This is a genomic window from Kribbella hippodromi, from assembly GCF_039531045.1.
GTDB lineage: Bacteria > Actinomycetota > Actinomycetes > Propionibacteriales > Kribbellaceae > Kribbella > Kribbella hippodromi.
Map to the genome: position 1 here is coordinate 77,309 of NZ_BAAAPH010000004.1, position 18,851 is coordinate 96,159.

Consider the following 18,851-nt stretch of genomic DNA (forward strand, 5'->3'; position numbering starts at 1 on the left):
CCGCTTCAGACCACGCCGGCGGCTTTCAGGTCCTCGAGTTCGCCGGCGTCGATGCCGAGCGAGCCGTAGATCGCGGAGTTGTGCTCCCCAAGCCCCGGTGAGGTCAGCACCTCGACCGGCGAGTCGGACAGCTTGATCGGGCACCCGACGGTCTTGAACGTGCCGCGCTGCGGATGCTCGACCTCGACCACCGCGCCCAGCTCGGCAAGCGTCTCGTCCTCGATCAGCTCCCGCGTCGACATGATCGGCCCGCACGGCACGTTCAGCGCGTTCAGCCGGTCCATCACCTCGAACTTGGTGTGCTGCTCGGTCCACTGCTCGATCAGCGCGAACATCTTGTCGAGCTTGTCCAGCCGCGCGGCCGGGGTCGCCCAGTCCGGGTCCTCGGCCAGCTCCGGCTTCCCGATCAGATTCGCGATCGGCGCCCAGCCAGGCGGCTGGACGATCACGTAGATGTAGTCGTTCGGACCGCCCGGCGCGCACCGCACCGCCCACCCCGGCTGACCACCACCAGACGCATTGCCCGACCGCGGCACCTCGTCACCGAAGTTGTCGTTCGGGTACTCGGGCAGCGGCCCGTGCGCCAGCCGCTGCTGATCGCGCAGCTTGACCCGCGTCAGGTTCAGCACAGCCTCTTGCATCGCCACAGTCACCCGCTGGCCCTTCCCGGTACCAGCACGCTGCAACAACGCGGCCAGGATGCCGGCGACCAGATGGATTCCCGTACCCGAGTCGCCGATCTGCGCACCGATCGCGGTCGGCGGCCCGCCCTCGAACCCCGTCGTACTCATCGCGCCGCCCATCGCCTGGGCAACCACCTCGTACGCCTTGAAGTTCTCGTACCGCCCGGGCCCGAAGCCCTTGATGGACGCGAATACCAAGCCGGGGTTGAGCTCCTGAAGCCGTTCCCAGGTGAAGCCCATCCGGTCGATCGCGCCGGGAGCGAAGTTCTCCACCAGCACGTCGGCGTCCTTCACCAGCTCGGAGAAGATCTCCTTGCCACGATCGGATTTCAGGTTCAGCGTGATGCTGCGCTTGTTGCAGTTCAGCATCGTGAAGTACAGGCTGTCGACGTCGGGCAGGTCGCGCAGCTGCTGGCGGGTGATGTCGCCGGTCGGTGCCTCCAGCTTGATCACGTCCGCACCGAGCCAGGCAAGGATCTGGGTGCAGGACGGGCCGGACTGCACATGGGTCATGTCGAGTACACGGACACCTTCGAGGGCCTTCATGCTGGTCCCCTTACTTGTACATGGTCTGGTTCATGGTTCCGGGGGCGTACGCGTCCGGGTCGACCCAGACGTTGATGAGTGATGGCAATCCGGATTCACGGGCCCGGAGCAACGCCGGTCCGATGTCCGCCGGGTCGCGGACCTCTTCGCCGTATCCGCCGAGCATCCGCGCGAACTCGTCGTACCGGACGTCGCCGAGGGTGTTGCCGATCCGGCTCCGGTCGTGGCCGTACTTGGCTTCCTGCCCGTACCGGATCTGGTTCATCGACGAGTTGTTGCCGACGACACCGACGAACGGCAGGTTGAACCGGACCAGCGTCTCGAAATCCCAGCCGGTCAACGAGAACGCGCCGTCACCGAACAGTGCGACGACTTCCTTGTCCGGCCGTGCGTACTTCGCCGCCAGGACGAACGGGATGCCGACACCGAGCGTTCCGAGCGGTCCCGGGTCCATCCAGTGACCGGGTGACTTCGGCTGCACGACCCCACCGGAGAAGGTGACGATGTCGCCGCCGTCGCCGATGTAGATCGAGTCCTCGGTCAGGAACTCGTTGATCTCGTGCGCCAGCCGGAGCGGGTGGATCGGATTCGCGTCGGACAGCTGGCGCGGCAGCCGCTTCTGGTACGCCGCGTTCTCCTCGGCGCGCAGCTCCGCGAACCAGGCCTTCCGATCGGCCTTCCGCGACCGGCCCGACGCCGCCTGCGCGACCGCGGCGAGGATCGCGCCCGGGTCACCGACCAGGCCGAGGTCGATGTCCCGGTTCTTGCCGACGGTGCGGTAGTCCAGGTCGATCTGGACGACGGTCGCGCTCTTCGGCAGCCGCCGCCCGTACCCCATCCGGAAATCGAAGGGCGTACCAACGATCAGGATCAGGTCCGCGTTGTTGAACCCGTACCGCCGGGACAGGTGGAAGTGATGCGGATCGCCGGGCGGCAACGTACCGCGCGCCGACCCGTTCATGAAGGCCGGCACGTTGAGCGTACGAACGAAGTCGACCGCCGCTTCGCTCCCGCGTGACGTCCATACTTGCGAACCGAGCAGGACGACCGGCTTCTCGGCGCGGACCAGCAGATCGGCCAGCGCCTCGATGTTCGCCGGGTCACCGATGCTCTTGGTGGACGCGCGATAGTGACCAGCCTCGGGTACGGTCGCCGAATCGGCCGGCACCGAGTTGTCCAGGATGTCCCGCGGGATCTCCAGGAAGGACGGGCCGGGCGCGCCGTTGTAGCACTCGCGGAACGCCATCGAGACCATGTCCGCGACCCGCGCGGTGTGCGGCACGGTCGCGGCGAACTTGGTGATCGGCGCCATCATGTCGACGTGCGGCAGGTCCTGCAGCGACCCCATCTTGTGCTGGTTGAGCGCGCCCTGGCCGCCGATCAGCAGCATCGGGCTCTCAGCCCGGAACGCGTTCGCGACGCCGGTGACCGCGTCCGTGGTGCCGGGTCCGGCCGTGACAACCGCACAGCCGGGCTTGCCGGTGACGCGGGCGTACCCGTCGGCGGCATGGGCCGCGACCTGCTCGTGCCGGACATCGACAACCGCGATGCCCTCGTCGACGCAGCCGTCGTAGATGTCGATGATGTGACCGCCACAGAGCGTGAAGATCACGTCGATCCCCTCGGCCTTCAGGGCCTTCGCGACCAGGTGCCCGCCGGAGATCGTCTCCGGCTCCTTCACCTGGGCGGCGGGCTGGGTCTCCGACACTGTCTGCGCCATCTGCAGTCAACTCCTCGGACTGGGGCCTGATCAGGCTTGCTGTAGATTGCATACCGTATGGTGTAGTCGTAGTCTTATCCCACTCGATGGTGGTTGTCCAGAGCTCGGCACCAGGAGGCCGCGATGACGATTTCCGACGAACTCGACCGGACCCGCCAGGCGCTGCTGGCATTGGAGAATTCCCTTGCAGCGTTGCGGAATCGGCTCGGCGACCACCTCGACGTCCTGCGCCTGCTGGACGATCTGGAGCGCTGCTCCGCAGACCTGCGCCGGCTGGAAGCACAGGTGCGTACGCCGCGGCGGCCCGAGCTGGTCGCGATCCCCGACGACGACTACGAACCGGACTTCTGGGCCGACGCGGAGCACGAGGGTCTAGGGCGTACGGCACCCTGAGCAAGGCACTGTTTCAAAAGGGCGCGTACACGTACCTCACCGTTCGCGGCCCGGGCAGTGACCGCGACTGCCTCGGCCGCATGCTCCGGAGCGACGAACGTTCGATAGAACGGCTCGCCCCAGCGCCCGAGCGCCGGCAGCCACCAGCGGGCCACTCCCCCGGGCCGATCCTGCGCGCCGAGGAGATGCAGCGCGGTCTCATGGGCTGCGCGGATGCGACGGCGTTCGTCGGGACGGACCTCACCGACGGTCAGCGCAGTCGAAACGCAAAGCGCCACCAGCCGAGCGGAGTACTCGAAACCGGCTCGGCTGGTGTCGATGAAGCGCGGCGCCAGCGGCAGCAGCTCGCGGCGACCGGACAGGCTGCTGTGGTCGTGTACTGCCCGCGCCACCGCGCTCAGTACCGGATGCACACAGGCGGGGCGATCTGTCCACGGCTCGCGGGCGAGGCGCGATACCAGCTCCATCACGCACGGGTCGGCGCGCGCGACCTTCCCGTAGCCGTTCATTCGCCGGCTACCGGCGTACCGAGCTGTGGGCGCACGGGCAATGCGGGGCGACCAGGTTGTTTGAGCAGGCGGACGCTGAGCGCGGTCAGTACACCGAGCAGGCCGGCGCCGACGAACAGCGGGCGGTAGCCGACGACGGCCACCACGGACGCGGCCACGCCAATACCGACCAAGCCGCCGAATGCCTTCGCCGAGTACAAGATCGCCTGGTTCTGGAGCAGGCTGTTCTCGCCGAAGAACTCGAGCACGAGGTTCGCCATGATCGCGTAGAACGCGCCGCCGCCGAGCCCGGCGAACATCGCGCAGGCGACGAACGCCCATCCCACATCAGCGACGACCAGGCCGAGGTGGGCGAACCCCTCGATCATCAGTACGGCGGCCAGCACTCGGCGGCGGCCGAACCGATCCGAGAGATGGCCCGCGAACGAACGGCCAAGACCATTGACCGCGGCAAGCAGTCCAGCGGCTGCGGCGCCGACACCCATACCCAAACCGGCATCCACCGAATAGCTCACCACGAATCCGATGCCGAACAAGGACAGTGCGGCGCTGATTGCCAGCAGCAACCACATCAGCGGCAGCGCACCCGTACGCATCGCCTCGGCCGGCCGGTACTGGCGCGCTGCCGGGATGTTGTGCGGGATGTTGCGGTTCAGCTTTCGGTCGACCGCCCAGGCCTGGGCGTCGAGATCGGCCGGCCACCAGTGCCGTGGCGGGTCCTTGAGCAGACCGCCGGCGATCAGGACGACCAGTACCGCCAGCAAGGCGGTCAGATCGAAGATGAACTTCAGTCCGGACGGGAACCAGGCCAGCAGGGCGATACTCGGCACCGCGCCGACTGCGAATCCACCTGTGACAAAGCCGATCGTGGCGGTTCGCCGATCCGGGAACCAGCGCGCCGACGTGGTGATGCAGGCCGCGTACACGACGCCGGCGCCCGTACCGCCGAGGATCGCGTAGCCGATGAGTGCGGTGGCGTAGTTGTCGATGTGGGCGAGGGCTACAAGGCCGATCGCGGCCAGTACGCCACCGCCGATGACAAGCTGGGTCGGCGAGGCGCGTCGTACCCGTTGCGCCCAGGCGGCCGGGGCCGCGACCAGGGCCTGGCAGGCGACGAAGATCGCGAGCAGCCAGAGGGTTCGCGTCGCACCCCAGCCATGATCGGGCGCCAGGCCGAGCGCCGCGGTACCAAACGAGTACTGCAGTGGGCTGATCGCGACCATGCAGGCCCAGGCAGCCCACAGCTGCCAGCGGCGCGAGTGGCCGGTCAGTTCGCGGGCATCCTCACCGATCCGGTACCGGCGTCCGTAGACGTCACGGACATCCCGGGGTGTGGGCATCACGTGATTCATCGCGCCTCCATGCGTACTGCATACCGTATTAGGTCTACATGGGATCTTTCGTACGCCTCCGGCCCGCACGTTGTCCAGACCTGGGAGGTTGCGACTGCCTCTTGTGACCAGATTGCATACCGAATACAGTCGTCACCAAACACTCAGGAGGCGACGTGGACCTGATGGAGTACCAAGCCAAGGAACTGTTCGCGCGGCACGGCGTCCCGGTGATGCTCGGCCGGGTGATCGACGACCCGACCGATGCCCCGGCCGCGGCCCGCGCGCTCGGCGGGCGCGTGGTGGTGAAAGCGCAGGTCAAGGCCGGCGGGCGCGGCAAGGCGGGTGGCGTGAAGCTGGCCGGCAGCCCGGAGGAGGCGGAGGCGAAGGCGCGCGACATCCTCGGGATGGACATCAAGGGGCACACCGTGCGGCAAGTGCTGCTCGCGCCGGCCGCGGACATCGCGGCGGAGTACTACTTGTCGTTCCTGGTCGATCGGGCGAACCGTGAGTACCTCTGCATCGCCAGCACTGAAGGCGGCGTGGAGATCGAAGAGGTCGCGCACACCAACCCGGACGCGATCGCGAAGGTGCCGATCGATCCGCTCATCGGCGTGGATGCGGCGAAGGCGGCGGAGATCGTGGCCGCGGCCGAGTTCCCGGCTGAGGCGGCTGTCGTTGTGCAGCGGTTGTGGGACGTGTTCGTGGCCGAGGACGCGTCGTTGGTCGAGGTGAATCCGCTGGTCAAGCTCGGCGACGGCTCCCTGGAGGCGCTGGACGGCAAGGTCACGCTGGACGGCAACGCGGCGTACCGGCATCCGGATCACGCTGACTTCGAGGATCGCGCCGCTGCCGACCCGCTCGAGGCCGCGGCGCAGGCCAAAGGGCTGAACTACGTGAAGCTCGACGGCTCGGTCGGGATCATCGGCAACGGCGCTGGGCTGGTGATGTCGACGCTCGATGTGGTCGCGTACGCGGGCGCGCGGCCGGCGAACTTTCTGGACATCGGCGGTGGCGCGAGTGCCGAGGTGATGGCGAACGGGCTGGAGATCATCCTTTCCGATCCGCAGGTGCGGAGTGTTTTCGTGAACGTGTTCGGTGGGATCACGGCTTGTGACGCGGTCGCGAACGGGGTTGTGCAGGCGTTCGAACTGCTGGCGTCGAGGGGTGAGGCGGTTTCGAAGCCGCTGGTGGTGCGGTTGGACGGGAACAACGCTGAAGAGGGCCGCCGGATTCTGGATCGGGCCGCGCTGGCTGGCCTGGAGCGGGTCGACACGATGGACGGCGCCGCCGTACGCGCCGCCGAGCTGGCCGCATAGCAGTTGCCGTCTGCAACGTTATTGCCTAGAGAGGGTACGGAGATGGCGATCTTTCTGACGGAGAAGAGCCGGGTCATGGTGCAGGGGATGACCGGGGCCGAGGGGCAGAAGCACACCAGCCGGATGCTTGCCGCCGGCACCAATGTGGTGGCCGGCGTGACACCGGGCAAGGGCGGTCAGTCCGTCGACTTCGCGAAGCGCTCGATCCCGGTGCACGGGTCGTGCGCCGACGCGGTTCGTTCATCCGGCGCGGACGTGTCGGTGGTCTTCGTACCGCCCCGGTTCGTCCGCGGCGCGGTGATCGAGGCGGTGGACGCCGCGATTCCCCTCGTCGTGGTGATCACCGAGGGCGTACCGGTCCACGACACCGCGGCGTTCTTCGCGTACGCGCAGGCGAACGGTACGCGGGTGATCGGCCCGAACTGCCCGGGGATCATCAGCCCGGGGGCGTCGAATGCGGGCATCATCCCGGCCGACATTGCCGGTCCGGGGCGGCTCGGGTTGGTCTCGAAGTCCGGCACGCTGACGTACCAGATGATGTACGAACTGCGCGACTTCGGCTTCTCCACCGCGATCGGGATCGGGGGTGATCCCATCATTGGAACCACCCACATTGATGCGTTGCAGGCGTTTCAGGACGATCCGGATACGGACGCGATTGTGCTGATCGGTGAGATCGGGGGTGACGCGGAAGAGCGGGCGGCGGCGTACATCAAGGCGAATGTGACGAAGCCGGTCGTGGGGTACGTGGCCGGGTTTACTGCGCCGGAGGGCAAGACGATGGGGCATGCCGGGGCGATCGTTTCCGGATCGTCGGGTACGGCGGCGGCGAAACAGGAGGCGCTCGAAGCGGCCGGCGCACGCGTCGGCAAGACGCCCACCGAGACCGCCAATCTCCTCCGCACGATCCTGAACTAGCGGGGTCGGCGTGGGTACTAGCGTGGTGCGGTGCTCTTGCGGACGATCAGGGCAGTGGGTACGGGTACGTGCCGATGCTGATGATCGACGGACCGGATCTCCGCGATCAGCGCGTCCACACTGCGCCGCCCGATGTCGGTGAACGTCTGCCGGATGGTGGTGAGCGGCGGCCAGAAGTGCGCCGCCTCCTCCATGTCGTCGAATCCGACCACGCTGACGTCTTCGGGTACGGCGCGACCGTGCTCGTGCAGCGCCCGCAGTACGCCGAGCGCCATCTGATCGTTGGCCACGAAGATCGCCGTGACCTCGGGGTTTGCGGCGAGCCGGCAGCCGGCCTCGTACCCGGAGGCGGACGACCAGTCGCCGGTGAGTGCGGGCGGTACGGCACGTCCGTGATCGCGCAACGTCTGCTCCCAGGACTCACGCCGCTGCTTCGCGGCGAACGAGATCGCCGGGCCGCCGACATGCCAGACCGTCTCGTGCCCGAGGCCGAGCAGATGCTCGGTCGCCTGCCGGGCGCCCTGGAGCTGATCGGTGTCGATGACCGGATGGTCGTAGTGGCCGCCGCCGGCATGCACCACGACGACCGGCAGGCCGACCGGAAGTTCGACCTCGTCGAGGACCCAGGCCTCGATCATCATGATCACGCCGTCGACGGCTTGCTCGGCGAGCCGGGTGAACGCGTCCGCGACCGCCTGCCGGCTGACCGCCAGCACCGGCATCAGGTTCACCGAGTACCCACGCTCGGTCGCGGCGGTGGCGATCGCGTCCAGGGTGCTCTTCGTACCGAAGGTCGAGAGCTCGAACACGATCACACCGACACTGCGGAACTCGCCGCTGCGCAGCGCCCGGGCCGCGCCGTTCGGGCGGTAGCCGAGCTGGCGCATCGCCGCCTGGACGCGGGCGCGGGTGATCGTGTCGACGTTCTGCCGGCCGTTCGCCACCCGCGAGACGGTCTGCCCGGACACCCCGGCCAGCCGCGCGACGTCGGCCATCGACGGACCCCGCCGCCGCCTGCTCACCGTTCCCTCCACCCCGGCACCTCCCGTGTGTCTCGCAGTCTAGACATGTTTGCGTCAACACGGTGGTGCCCGGCGAGCCGCTCGGGTTCGGCTCGGTCCTGCCCGCGGCCGGGTTCGGGTGGGCCCGGCGTCGCTGTGGCCGGACCCACCCGGCTCAGGAGACGCCGACTTTCTTCGCGAGCAGGTCGGTCACGGCGTGGACGGCGCGCAACGTCGGCGCGGGCGTACCGGTGAGGGCGGCGAGCTCGACCACGGCGGCCAGGATGACGTCGAGTTCGAGCGGTTTGTCCTTCTCCAGGTCCTGCAACATCGACGTCTTGTGCTCCCCGACCCGCTCGGCGCCGTCGATCCGCTTGTCCACCGAGATGTCCGGGTGGCAGCCGAGCGCGGCGGCGATCGCCAGTGACTCCGCCATCATCAGGCGGACCATCTGGCGAGTGCCCTGATGGGTGGCGATCTCGACCATCGTCGCCCGGGCGAGCGCGCTGATCGGGTTGAACGCCGCGTTCCCGAGCAGCTTGATCCAGATGTCCTTGCGCAGGTCGTCCTCGACCGGGCATTTCAGCCCGCCGGCGATCATCGCCGTACTGAACGCTTCGCATCTTTGCGACCGTCCGCCCGCGGGTTCGCCGATCGAGAAACGGGTTCCCTCCAGGTGCCGTACGACGCCAGGTCCTTCGAGTTCGGTCGAGCAATAGACGACGCAACCCACGGCGCGGTCGAGGTCGAGTACCTGGGTGACCGCGCCGCCCGGGTCGACCGATTCGATCCGGCGGCCTTCGTACGGGCCTTTCAGTCCGTGGAAGTACCACCACGGGATGCCGTTCTGGGCCGCGACAATGACCGTACGGTCATGCAGCAGCGGGGTCAGGAGCGGGCCGGCGCTCGCGTACGAGTTCGCCTTCAGCCCGAGGAAGACGTAGTCGACCGGGCCGATCTCGGCCGGATCGTCCGTCGCCGGGGTCCGGGCGGTGAAGTCACCGCGCGGACTGAGCACCTTGACGCCGCCGGACCGGATCGCTTCGAGGTGCGCACCGCGGGCCACCAGGTGGACCTCGGTACCACCACGGTGCAGTGCCGCGCCGACGTACGCGCCGATCGCGCCGGCGCCGAGAACCGCGACTCTCATGGAGGTCCCTGCCTTTCTCCGGCTTTGTATACCGCATACAGTAGGCTGGAGGCTGAATGCGGTCAAGATCACAGAAGATCGTCCAAATCTTTTGCTGGTTCGACCGATGAGTCCGGGCCGGCCCGGCGGTATGTACGGGTGTCAGTCACATTTCAGGCACCGTTTCAGTCACCGCTAGCAAGGAGCAGGACCATGGGCCACGTCATCGTCACCGCGTTCATCAGCCTCGACGGCATCGTCAGCGACCCGGACGGCTCCGGCGGCACGCCCGCCGGCGGATGGGCCTTCCGGCACGGTCCGGAGACCGTCGGCGGGGACAAGTTCCGGCTCGGCGAGCTGATGGACACCGGCGTACTACTACTCGGCCGCAACACCTGGGAGCTGTTCAGCCGGCTCTGGCCGAACCGCACCGACGACTTCTCCACCCGCATGAACAACATGGCCAAGGTGGTCGCCTCGCACTCACTGACCGACGTGTCCGCCTTCCCGAACTCCACACTGCTCCCCCAACCCCTGACCGAGTACGTACGGTCGGAGCAGCGCACTATCGCGGTCACCGGCAGCTTGAGCGTGATCCGGGCGCTCCAGGAGGCCGATCTGGTGGATGAGTACCGGCTGATGACCATGCCGTCAATCGTCGGCGCCGGTGAGAAGCTGTTCGGTCCGTTGGAGAAGCCCCTGCACCTCCGGCTCGTCTCACAGGTACAGGCCGGTGCTGCGTCGCTGGCCACGTACACCCGGGACACAATGGCCTGATGAGTTGGCCGGCGATGGTGTGGATCGGTGGAGCTCCCGGTGCGGGCAAGTCGACGCTCGCACGGGAGCTGGCGCGGCAGTGCGATCTACCGCTTCATCCGGTTGACCTGTGGACGTACGCCCATCTGGACCGGCTACCACCGCTCCGGCCGTTGGCAGAGGACTTGGCACGAGGGCCGGAGTACGCGGCTGATGCCTTCGTGCAGACAGCGCGGTTGCGGGTGGAGCTGGTGGCGGCTGATGTACGGGGGCGTGCGCTCGGCGACGTACCCGCGCTGGTGGAGGGGCCGCAACTCTTCCCGTCGATGGCTGATGGAGTCAGAGCAGCTGTCTGGTTGGTGCCAGATGCTGCTCAGACCCGTCGGGCTCGGGAAGAGCGGTTGGCCCGCGTGGACGATGCGGCCGGTCGTACGCGGCTGGAGGCGCTGCTGGCGCGGGACACCGTGCTGGCGGAGCGGATACGACATGAGACGGCGGAGCATGGACGGGTACTGATTGAGGTACCGGCCGAGCCGGACTGGGCTGCTGTTGGACAGGCGGTGCGGGAGGCGATCGGTCCAGTGCCTGCGCTGGCGGGTGGCTCGGAGCTACGCCGGCAGCGGCAGTACGAGAACCTGGCCGCCTGTACGCAGGGGCGGCTCTGGCAGGCGGATCTGGGACTCGCCGAACTGCCGCCATACCCGTTCGCGTGCGAGTGCGGGACGCCCGGTTGTACGGCGACGTGGGCGGGAACACCAGACGAATACGACGTTCTGTGCGCCAAACAATGGCTGTCGGGTCACTGAGCGTGCTACGCTCCTGGGCGGTTGATGTTTTGCAGTTCCACGTTCGTTTCGAAGCGCCCGCGGATTTGTGATCCGCCGGGCGTTTTGTCGTATCAGGAGAAAATCATGGCTTTGGGAACAGTGAAGTGGTTCAACGGCGAGAAGGGCTTCGGCTTCATCTCCCAGGAGGACGGCGGCGCTGACGTCTTCGTTCACTACTCGGCGATCCAGACGCAGGGCTTCCGGTCGCTGGACGAGAACCAGCGGGTCGAGTTCGAGATCGCCCAGGGCCCGAAGGGCCTGCAGGCGGAGAACGTCCGCCCCGTCTGAGGCGTACCGCGACAGGCCCGGCCGACTCGTTCGGCCGGGCCTGTTGTCTGTCTCGCGTGGCCTCTTGTCACGTGGTCCAGAGGTACTCACCATCCTCTAGGACATCTGTGCGGTGCAGACCGGCCGCCGCGGCGACCGCGGCTGATGCGGTGTGTTCCGGGTGGACGTGTGCGACGACCCGGTCGACCTCCTGCGCCTGTAGCCAGGCGACCAGCCCCTGCGCTGCTTCCTTCGCATAGCCATGGCCCTGCCAGCTAGTGCCTAGCACCCAGGCGATTTCCGCCGTACGCCCGGTGATGGTCGCCTGGACGTACCCGATCAGCTCCTTCTCGAGCTGGATCACCCAGTTGAGCCACTGCTCGTCCGGCCGCCCCGGACCGGCCAGCTGACGCCGATAGCGCGCTTCCAGCGTGTCGACAGTGGGCGGTTCCCCACCCGTGTAGGTGTAGAGCGCTGGATCGGACAGTACGGTCGCCATCTGCTCGGCGTACTCGATCCGCAGCGGCAGGAGAGTCAGACGATCGGTGCGGTACACCGGACAGACACTAGACCTGTCCCCTACTCCTTTGCTGCTTTGGCAACGGCCTGCCCGCCAGAGCCTCGGTGCGGGCGACACTGGGCACATGATCGAGATCGATTGGGCCGAAGAGGCCGGACGGCTCCGGGCCTCAGCCGCGGGCGAGGCCGACTGGAACGCTGCTGTAGCCGGCAGTCTGGTACGCGACGGCGACCAGGTGGTCGCGGACGTCGGCTGTGGTGGCGGCGGGATGGCCAAGGCGCTGGCCGAGGCACTCCCAGCGGGTACGACAGTGGTGGCGATCGACGCCGATCCGGAAGTACTCGAACAGGCCCGCCAGCACACGGCCGGACTGGTGCGGTGCGAGTTGGCGTCCATGGACGACGGTGCGGAGCCGTTGCGCCAGGCAATAGGTACGCCGGCCGATTTGATCTGGGCTTCCGCGTCAGTGCACCACGCCGCCGACCAGCAGGCTGCTGTCGACGCCCTGGCGTCCCTACTGGCACCAGGTGGCCGGCTGGCACTGGCTGAGGGCGGACTGCCGACCCGGCACCTGCCGTGGGACCTCGGCCTGGGTGAGCCTGGGCTGGAGCTCCGGCTGGACCTGGCACAGGACAAGTGGTTCAAGGTGATGCGGGAGTCGCTGCCCGGGTCCGTACCGATGCCGTACGGGTGGACCGAGGCACTGAGCCGCGCCGGACTGACCGACGTGACCACGCGCAGCGTACTGACCGAGGCGCCCGCGCCGCTGCCGGCTGAACGGCTGGAGGGACTCGTGAACCAGTTCCGGGCCCGGATCGAGCGGTTGACCGGTGGTGGGGAGGGTCATGGGCACGGACACGGGCATGGGCATGTGGTGGCCGGCGACGAGGAGTGGCTGGAGCCGGACGACGTGGCAGTCTGGAAGCAGTTGCTGGACCCAGAAGGGCAGTATTACCTCGCGCGGCGGCGCGACCTCGCCGTACTGTCCGTCCGGAGCGTGCACCTCGGCCACGCGGGACGCTAACCGGGTACGCCGTCGCCGGACTGTCCAGGCGTCGCCGTAAGGTGGGTGCCCATGAACGACCGGCTGGTGTGGATCGACTGCGAGATGACCGGCCTCGACCTGGCGAACGATGCCCTGATCGAGGTCGCGGTGCTGGTCACCGATTACGAACTGAACGTGCTCGGTGACGGGATCGATCTGGTGATCGCGCCACCCCCCGGCGCGCTCGAACAGATGGGCGACTTCGTCCGCGACATGCACACCGCGTCCGGACTGCTCGACGAACTCGGCGACGGCATCCCGCTCGCCGACGCCGAACAGCAGGTCCTCGACTTCATCAGCGGGTACGTCAAGGAACCGCGCAAAGCCGCCCTGGCCGGGAACTCCGTCGGCACCGACCGCACCTTCCTGGTCCGCGACATGCCCCGGGTCGAATCCCACCTGCACTACCGCAACGTCGACGTCAGCTCGATCAAAGAACTCGTCCGCCGGTGGTACCCGCGGGTGTACTACGCGACGCCCGCCAAGAACGGCAACCACCGGGCGCTCGCCGACATCACCGAAAGCATCGCCGAGCTGCGGTACTACCGGGAAACCGTCTTCGTCCCCCAGCCCGGCCCCGACTCCAGCACCGCCCGGGCCGCCGCAAACCTCGTCAGCGCCCCCGTCGAAGACCCCACAACCGCCTCCTGACCTGCGCTTTCACCCTCGATTTCAGCTCCCGCGAGTTGATCGCTATGATTGCTCAGCCGTCGCGGTTCGGACGGCAATGGTGGGTGTAGCTCAGCTGGTAGAGCACCTGGTTGTGGTCCAGGTGGTCGCGGGTTCGAGTCCCGTCACTCACCCGAAGGCGATGGGCGACCTGTGTCCGCGGAAAGCGCGGAGCTGGTCGCCTTCGTCATTTTGTGCGGCTGCGCTTCGCTTGCCGCGGGTGGGGGCTCCGCCACCCACACCCCCTTGCGCCTTCGCTTCGCTCGGCTGCTGGGGCTGGGTTGGGCAGTCAGCTCACCAGCTGTGGCTGGGTTGGGCAGTCGGCTCAGCAGCTGTGGTTGCGTCCGGCGGGCAGCTCGGCTGCTGGGGCTGGGTTGGGCAGTCGGCTCAGCAGCTGTGGTTGCGTTCGGCGGGCAGCTCGGCTGCTGTGGCTGGGTCTGCGGGCAGCTCGGTTGGTGTGGCTCGGTTCGCGGGCAGGTCGGTTGCTGTGGCTGGGGTTGGCGGGCGGCTCGGCTCGGGGTGTGGTCGGGGTTCGGAGGGCTACTCGGATGGGCGGACGCGGAAGGTGCGGCGGTAGGTGGTTGGTGAGGTTTTGAGGTGTTTGGCGAAGTGCTGGCGCATGGGCGATCGAGGTGCCGAAGCCGGATCGGCGGGAGACTTCCTCGATGGGCAAGTCGGTGGTCTCCAGGAGCTCCTGGGCGTGGAAGATGCGTTGCCGCAACAACCACTGCACCGGCGTGACACCGGTCTGCTCGCGGAATCTACGGTTCAGCGTGCGCGGGCTGATGCCGGCGTACGCCGCGATCTCGGCCAGTGTCACCGTCTCCCCGAGCCGCTGCCGGAGCCAGCGCATCGCCGGTTCGAGCGATCCGTGGTCGTCGCCGGGATCCGGATGGGCGATGTACGGCGCCTGACCGCCGTCCCGTTGCGGCGGCACGACCAGGTGCCGCGCGGCATCCGCCGCGACAGCTGAACCGAAGTCCTGACGGACCATGTGCAGGCACATGTCGAGCCCGCTGGCTCCCCCGGCCGAGGTGATCACGTCGCCGTGGTCGATGAACAGTGCGTCCGTGTCGACCTGCACCAGAGGATAGGTCTCGGCAAGATGATCCGCCCGGGACCAGTGCGTCGCGATCCGCCGGCCGTTCAGCAATCCGGACGCCGCCATCACTCGCGCGCCGCCGGCGCTGACGGAGGCGATCCGGACTCCGCGACCGTGTGCGTCGTTCAGCAGGTCGAGCGCCTCGGCCGGCGGATCGCGATCCGTGCTGACTCCGATCACGACAATGGTGTCCGCATCAGCCGCATCGGCCAGCAAGTACGGCGGCGTGCATCGGTACAGCTCGATGGCACCGACGCCGTGGACGACCAGATCATTGCCGTCACCACACACCCGGAGGTCGTAGAGCCGCTCCCCGAAGACCGCTCCCGGCACTTTCGCCGGCGCGTGCGCGACGCTGAACACCTGGAGCGGCATCGCGAGGTCGAGACTGTGGATGCCGTCGAAGATGAGTACCGCCACTCGATGCATGGCGAGAATCTATCGGACAGAGGCATTCTTGCCACTGTCTCCGCGCGTCGTGGATCTCGACGATAAGAGCATGGTGCTCGCGATTCTCTTTGCCGTCGGCGGTCTCGTTCTGCTCATCGGGATGGGCCGGCTTGCCGACCTCCTGCTGAGCAACCAGGCGGAATCCTGGGCGAAGAACACCATGCGCCGGCACGTTCCGGCCGAGCCGACCGACGACGAGCGCTCCGGCTGGTGCCCCGGGCCGGAAGCTCCGAACCCGCGACGCAGGACGCCGGGGCGTCCCACCCACCGCCGATGCAGATCGGCTGCTCGGTGGAGGGGGCGTGGGAGGATGTCGAGGTGAAATCCTGGTTCGGGTACTTGGTGGTGGTCGGGGTGACCGTGGTGGTGGGGGGACTGGCGTTTGCAGTGTGGGTTTTGTCGTTGGTGTTTTGAGGTGTGACCTGGGTGGGGCGTGGGTGCGTCTTGGGAGGTAGAGGCGCCTACGAGAGGGGTGTGGATGAGTGGGACCGCGGAGTTCGAGGAGTTTGCTCGGGCTCGGATACCGCAGTTGTACCGGACGGCCTGGTTGCTGGCAGGGGATCGGCATCATGCGGAGGACCTCGTACAAGAGACGCTGGCGAAGCTGCTGACCGTCTGGTCGCGGATCGAGAACCCGGGGGCGTACGCGCGAACCGCCTTGGTGCGGACGTACATCTCGCAGCGGCGGCGCAAGAGCTGGGGCGAACGGCCTACCGGCGAAGTGCCTGAAGTGGTGGAGCGCCCCGGGGACCCGGAGTTGCGGATGGCGTTGCAGGGGGCGCTGGCGGAGTTGGCGCCGCTGGATCGCGCCGTGCTGGTGCTGCGGTTCTTCGAAGATCGCAGCGTCGAGCAAGTGGCGCTGGATCTCGGCAAGACCACCAGTGCGATCACCACTCGCACCGCCCGCGCCCTGGACCGCCTCCGGGCGGTACTCGGCGACGACGCCCAGCTGATCGCGCTCTGAACCAGAGGAGAACCATGAACACGCAACTCACCGACCTGATGCAGCGGGCCACCGAGAACCTCGAACCGGTCACCCCGGACCTGCTGGAGCGCAGCGTCACCCACGGCCTCCGGCTACGTCGCCGGCGTACGGTCATCCGCACCGCAGGCGGCGCCGGCGCTGTACTCGCCACGGTCGGCCTGATCGCCGGCGGAGTCCAGCTACTCGGCTCCCCCAAGGACACAGCGACCGCGGGCACTCCCGCCCCGCTCCCAGTCGCCAAACCGTCCGTCAAGCCATCCCAATCGGCCACACCCCCGTCGAGCAAGCCCGCCGGCACGACCGCAGCGAAGACCCTCAACACCCTGCGGAGCCTGGTCGCGGCCCCGGGACGCACCTTCTCGGAGCCGGAGACCTGGGGTGAGCGCGGCTTCACCGGTGCGGCGTACGTGGTCAACGACGGCAAGGGCGCCTCACGCGTCGACGTGATGCTGTCCGGCGGCGGTGAGATCAACCCCTGCGGACAGCACCGCGCCGGCTGCACCACACTGCCCGACGGCTCCGTCCTGTACACCGCCAAGGAACAGCCGACCTACTCGGACTCCCGGCAGGCCGAGTTCGGTGTCGTCGGCAACTTCGTCACGCTGTTCCGCCCGGATGGCCGCAACATCAATGTGACGAGCTACAACGGCCCCGCCGAGAAGGGCCGCCAGCACACTCGTACGCACCCGATGCTGTCCATCCAGGACCTCACCACGCTGGCAAAGAGCAAGGCCTGGAAGCTGCCCCCGGTCAGCTCCACTTCATTCGGCAAGCCGGCCAAGTAGCTCAACGACGGAGGAAGCGGACCGCGTCGGCGACGACGTAGCCGCTGGGGGTGTCGGTGAGGGACACCGAGGCGGCGAGACCGGCAGCGAAGGTGTACGTACCCAAGCTGACCCACTCGCCGCCTCGCGAGTCCGGCGCCCCACGAACGGTCTGATCAACCAGGACCGTGCTGGACCCACCTGCGTACGTGACGGTGTACGGCGCAGCGGTCGACCGGTTCGAAGCGGCTGTGTACGACACCAGCACCTCGTACCGCCCGTCACCGGGAAGACATGGCTGCCAGCGCACTTGTGCGGTACCGGCGCCCGGAGCATGCGATGCATAGTTCCCGCTGTAGTAGCCGGGCACTCCGGTACCACTGGGCCAACTGCCCGCGACAACTGAGTAGCCGAGCGCACCGTTGTCCACAGTGATCTCCTCGGAGACATCTGGTGTAGCAGGCCCCTGGGTGAGCGTCAGCTTGTCGAGGGCAACAGCCTGACCACCACCTCGGCCGGCACCAGCCGCAGCGAACCGGACGACATGCGGTCCACCACTCAGGCGCATGGTCCCCAGCAAGAGCACGTCGTACCCGGCTGCTGTCTCCGAGGTCGTGTCGATCAGGTAGTTACGTGGCTTCTGCCCGTCGACCGTCATCGACACCAGTCCGCCGTCCGGAGACCGGTGGTAGCGCAGCCACAGCTCGTACTCCCCCGGCCCGGGCGCTACTACCCGGCACTCCAACTGCTTCACCGGATAGGACGTAGACCGGATCCGCGGACCGCTGACCAAGCTGTCACGGCCTTGTGTCAACCACTCCAGGTTGAACCGGCACACGTTGACGCGCAGCGGGAAGCTGGGGATGTCACCGTCGCAGCCGTAGATCAGCACGATCGTGCCGTCGGACAGCCGCGCCAGGTCCGAGTAGTACGAACGCCCCGGGTTGATCACCCGGCTGTAGCGCAGGCTCTGCGTACTGTCGTAGCTGATCGAAACAGTCATGTTGTACCGCATCGGTGAGTCCGGACGGCTGAACAGGATGCGTCCACGCGTGTACCCGAGCATGCCGGCGTCGACCGCATTGAACGTCCCGGTACCGCCGTCCATCACCGGAGCCGACCAGGTCAGTCCACGGTCCTTGCTGACCGACACAATGCGCTGCCGGTTCCCACCTGCTGCGTAGCGTCCGTTGATCAGCACCGATCCGTCATCCAGCTGGACCAGGCGGGCCTCGTTGATCGGGTAGTCCGCCGACACCGGTACCGCACCGGTCGTTTGCCACGTACGCCCGTGGTCGTCGCTGTAGACGGAGGCGACACCGTACATCCGCTCGACGACGGTGTTGCCGACGATCACCCGGCGGTGCGCCACGTTCATCAGCAGCCGCCCGTTGTCCAGCTGGATGCCGTGACCCGGTCCAGGTGAGTGCAGCGCCCAGTCGTACCCGAAGTGGTCGAACAGATCGAGTACGCGCGGCTCGCCCCACGTGATGCCCTGGTCCTTGCTGGAGATGACATGTAGTACGCCGGTGTCGCCGGAGCAGCTGGTGTTCTCTGGTAGCCGCTCGGACAAGGCGTAGAACAGGAACACTTCGTGCGTTTGCCGGTCGTACACCGCTGCCGGATTGCCCCAGGACTGGCCGTCCACGGACGGTACGACGACCTGCGACTCGCTCCAGCTGTCGCCCTTGTCGGTACTGCGTCGCATCAGCAAGTCACGCGGTCCCGCATCGCACACCTCGTGCCGCCCCTCGCAGAACGCGAGGATCGTGTCATCGGGCAGCACCGTCAGACCGTGTACGTGGTAGTTCGCCAACGGTCCTGAGGACGCGTCCCACAGCGTCTGCTCGTCGTACGCCGGTTGGCCTGGCGTACGACGTGCGAACGCCGGTGTTACACCAGTCATCGCAACACCTA

The 18,851-nt window shown here is 67.6% G+C and carries 19 protein-coding genes and 1 tRNA gene; 11 read left to right on the forward strand and 9 right to left on the reverse strand.

The window, feature by feature from the left end:
- Window positions 1–5 precede the first annotated feature (5 nt).
- Window positions 6–1,229 carry a formyl-CoA transferase gene (gene frc / locus ABD260_RS07285; RefSeq protein WP_344232583.1) on the reverse strand — a complete coding sequence of 408 codons (1,224 nt, stop codon included), beginning with the start codon at window positions 1,227–1,229 and terminating at the stop codon, window positions 6–8.
- Window positions 1,230–1,239: 10 nt separating this feature from the next.
- Window positions 1,240–2,949 (reverse strand): thiamine pyrophosphate-binding protein, encoded by a 1,710-nt coding sequence (locus tag ABD260_RS07290; RefSeq protein ID WP_344232584.1) that lies wholly within the window; start codon window positions 2,947–2,949, stop codon window positions 1,240–1,242.
- 123 nt (window positions 2,950–3,072) lie between these two features.
- Between ABD260_RS07290 and ABD260_RS07295 the strand changes: the two genes are divergently transcribed.
- Entirely contained in the window at window positions 3,073–3,342 is a 270-nt protein-coding gene (locus ABD260_RS07295; protein WP_344232585.1) for a hypothetical protein, read from the forward strand.
- Here the strand turns inward: ABD260_RS07295 and ABD260_RS07300 are convergent.
- Window positions 3,282–3,851: a hypothetical protein gene (locus ABD260_RS07300; RefSeq protein WP_344232586.1), complete on the reverse strand. Its 570-nt coding sequence runs from the start codon at window positions 3,849–3,851 to the stop codon at window positions 3,282–3,284. The two genes, ABD260_RS07295 and ABD260_RS07300, sit on opposite strands and share 61 nt — an antisense overlap.
- A complete protein-coding gene (locus tag ABD260_RS07305; protein WP_344232587.1) occupies window positions 3,848–5,203 on the reverse strand; it encodes an MFS transporter in 1,356 nt (451 codons plus the stop codon). The genes ABD260_RS07300 and ABD260_RS07305 overlap by 4 nt, the downstream gene beginning before the upstream one ends.
- A 155-nt stretch (window positions 5,204–5,358) precedes the next feature.
- Between ABD260_RS07305 and sucC the strand changes: the two genes are divergently transcribed.
- Window positions 5,359–6,501 carry an ADP-forming succinate--CoA ligase subunit beta gene (gene sucC, locus ABD260_RS07310; RefSeq protein ID WP_344232588.1) on the forward strand — a complete coding sequence of 381 codons (1,143 nt, stop codon included), beginning with the start codon at window positions 5,359–5,361 and terminating at the stop codon, window positions 6,499–6,501.
- 42 nt (window positions 6,502–6,543) lie between these two features.
- Entirely contained in the window at window positions 6,544–7,419 is an 876-nt protein-coding gene (gene sucD / locus ABD260_RS07315; protein WP_344232589.1) for a succinate--CoA ligase subunit alpha, read from the forward strand.
- Between the two features lie 17 nt (window positions 7,420–7,436).
- Here the strand turns inward: sucD and ABD260_RS07320 are convergent, their stop codons facing one another.
- Both ABD260_RS07320 and ABD260_RS07325 read right to left on the reverse strand, forming a co-directional pair.
- The gene (locus tag ABD260_RS07320; RefSeq protein WP_344232590.1) at window positions 7,437–8,441 is read right to left on the reverse strand and encodes a LacI family DNA-binding transcriptional regulator; all 1,005 of its coding nucleotides are present in this window, start codon (window positions 8,439–8,441) and stop codon (window positions 7,437–7,439) included.
- Between the two features lie 154 nt (window positions 8,442–8,595).
- Entirely contained in the window at window positions 8,596–9,570 is a 975-nt protein-coding gene (locus tag ABD260_RS07325; protein ID WP_344232591.1) for a 2-dehydropantoate 2-reductase, read from the reverse strand.
- A 192-nt stretch (window positions 9,571–9,762) separates the two neighbouring features.
- Here ABD260_RS07325 and ABD260_RS07330 point away from each other — a divergent pair, with 192 nt between their 5' ends.
- From ABD260_RS07330 to ABD260_RS07340, 3 genes are all read left to right on the forward strand, one after another.
- Window positions 9,763–10,326, forward strand: coding sequence for a dihydrofolate reductase family protein (locus ABD260_RS07330; protein ID WP_344232592.1), 564 nt, complete (start codon window positions 9,763–9,765; stop codon window positions 10,324–10,326).
- Window positions 10,326–11,111 carry a hypothetical protein gene (locus ABD260_RS07335; protein WP_344232593.1) on the forward strand — a complete coding sequence of 262 codons (786 nt, stop codon included), beginning with the start codon at window positions 10,326–10,328 and terminating at the stop codon, window positions 11,109–11,111. Before ABD260_RS07330 ends, ABD260_RS07335 begins: the two co-directional genes overlap by 1 nt.
- A 105-nt stretch (window positions 11,112–11,216) precedes the next feature.
- Window positions 11,217–11,420, forward strand: a complete 204-nt coding sequence (locus tag ABD260_RS07340; protein WP_130381366.1) for a cold-shock protein — start codon at window positions 11,217–11,219, stop codon at window positions 11,418–11,420.
- Window positions 11,421–11,487: 67 nt separating this feature from the next.
- Here the strand turns inward: ABD260_RS07340 and ABD260_RS07345 are convergent, their stop codons facing one another.
- Window positions 11,488–11,955, reverse strand: coding sequence for a GNAT family N-acetyltransferase (locus ABD260_RS07345; RefSeq protein WP_344232594.1), 468 nt, complete (start codon window positions 11,953–11,955; stop codon window positions 11,488–11,490).
- Window positions 11,956–12,043: 88 nt separating this feature from the next.
- Between ABD260_RS07345 and ABD260_RS07350 the strand changes: the two genes are divergently transcribed.
- From ABD260_RS07350 to ABD260_RS07360, 3 genes are all read left to right on the forward strand, one after another.
- Window positions 12,044–12,943: a class I SAM-dependent methyltransferase gene (locus tag ABD260_RS07350; protein ID WP_344232595.1), complete on the forward strand. Its 900-nt coding sequence runs from the start codon at window positions 12,044–12,046 to the stop codon at window positions 12,941–12,943.
- A gap of 51 nt (window positions 12,944–12,994) precedes the next feature.
- Window positions 12,995–13,615: an oligoribonuclease gene (orn, locus tag ABD260_RS07355; RefSeq protein WP_344232596.1), complete on the forward strand. Its 621-nt coding sequence runs from the start codon at window positions 12,995–12,997 to the stop codon at window positions 13,613–13,615.
- Window positions 13,616–13,694: 79 nt separating this feature from the next.
- Window positions 13,695–13,767, forward strand: a tRNA-His gene (locus tag ABD260_RS07360).
- A 191-nt stretch (window positions 13,768–13,958) separates the two neighbouring features.
- Here the strand turns inward: ABD260_RS07360 and ABD260_RS07365 are convergent.
- Window positions 13,959–15,164, reverse strand: a complete 1,206-nt coding sequence (locus ABD260_RS07365) for a GlxA family transcriptional regulator (protein ID WP_344232597.1) — start codon at window positions 15,162–15,164, stop codon at window positions 13,959–13,961.
- A gap of 499 nt (window positions 15,165–15,663) precedes the next feature.
- Between ABD260_RS07365 and ABD260_RS07370 the strand changes: the two genes are divergently transcribed.
- Window positions 15,664–16,149, forward strand: a complete 486-nt coding sequence (locus ABD260_RS07370; RefSeq protein ID WP_344232598.1) for a SigE family RNA polymerase sigma factor — start codon at window positions 15,664–15,666, stop codon at window positions 16,147–16,149.
- Between the two features lie 14 nt (window positions 16,150–16,163).
- A complete protein-coding gene (locus ABD260_RS07375; RefSeq protein ID WP_344232599.1) occupies window positions 16,164–16,955 on the forward strand; it encodes a hypothetical protein in 792 nt (263 codons plus the stop codon).
- Window position 16,956: 1 nt separating this feature from the next.
- Here the strand turns inward: ABD260_RS07375 and ABD260_RS07380 are convergent, their stop codons facing one another.
- A complete protein-coding gene (locus ABD260_RS07380) occupies window positions 16,957–18,840 on the reverse strand; it encodes a golvesin C-terminal-like domain-containing protein (RefSeq protein WP_344232600.1) in 1,884 nt (627 codons plus the stop codon).
- Window positions 18,841–18,851 lie beyond the last annotated feature (11 nt).

Bases quoted from the DNA above. Each gene is read 5' to 3' on its own strand.
- ABD260_RS07375 (WP_344232599.1), top strand. From the start codon at position 16,164: ATGAACACGCAACTCACCGACCTGATGCAGCGGGCCACCGAGAACCTC.
- ABD260_RS07330 (WP_344232592.1), top strand. From the start codon at position 9,763: ATGGGCCACGTCATCGTCACCGCGTTCATCAGCCTCGACGGCATCGTC.
- ABD260_RS07340 (WP_130381366.1), top strand. From the start codon at position 11,217: ATGGCTTTGGGAACAGTGAAGTGGTTCAACGGCGAGAAGGGCTTCGGC.
- ABD260_RS07305 (WP_344232587.1), bottom strand. From the start codon at position 5,203: ATGAATCACGTGATGCCCACACCCCGGGATGTCCGTGACGTCTACGGA.
- ABD260_RS07295 (WP_344232585.1), top strand. From the start codon at position 3,073: ATGACGATTTCCGACGAACTCGACCGGACCCGCCAGGCGCTGCTGGCA.
- orn (WP_344232596.1), top strand. From the start codon at position 12,995: ATGAACGACCGGCTGGTGTGGATCGACTGCGAGATGACCGGCCTCGAC.
- sucD (WP_344232589.1), top strand. From the start codon at position 6,544: ATGGCGATCTTTCTGACGGAGAAGAGCCGGGTCATGGTGCAGGGGATG.
- ABD260_RS07380 (WP_344232600.1), bottom strand. From the start codon at position 18,840: ATGACTGGTGTAACACCGGCGTTCGCACGTCGTACGCCAGGCCAACCG.
- ABD260_RS07290 (WP_344232584.1), bottom strand. From the start codon at position 2,949: ATGGCGCAGACAGTGTCGGAGACCCAGCCCGCCGCCCAGGTGAAGGAG.
- ABD260_RS07335 (WP_344232593.1), top strand. From the start codon at position 10,326: ATGAGTTGGCCGGCGATGGTGTGGATCGGTGGAGCTCCCGGTGCGGGC.
- ABD260_RS07370 (WP_344232598.1), top strand. From the start codon at position 15,664: ATGAGTGGGACCGCGGAGTTCGAGGAGTTTGCTCGGGCTCGGATACCG.
- ABD260_RS07325 (WP_344232591.1), bottom strand. From the start codon at position 9,570: ATGAGAGTCGCGGTTCTCGGCGCCGGCGCGATCGGCGCGTACGTCGGC.
- ABD260_RS07350 (WP_344232595.1), top strand. From the start codon at position 12,044: ATGATCGAGATCGATTGGGCCGAAGAGGCCGGACGGCTCCGGGCCTCA.
- ABD260_RS07300 (WP_344232586.1), bottom strand. From the start codon at position 3,851: ATGAACGGCTACGGGAAGGTCGCGCGCGCCGACCCGTGCGTGATGGAG.
- ABD260_RS07365 (WP_344232597.1), bottom strand. From the start codon at position 15,164: ATGCATCGAGTGGCGGTACTCATCTTCGACGGCATCCACAGTCTCGAC.
- frc (WP_344232583.1), bottom strand. From the start codon at position 1,229: ATGAAGGCCCTCGAAGGTGTCCGTGTACTCGACATGACCCATGTGCAG.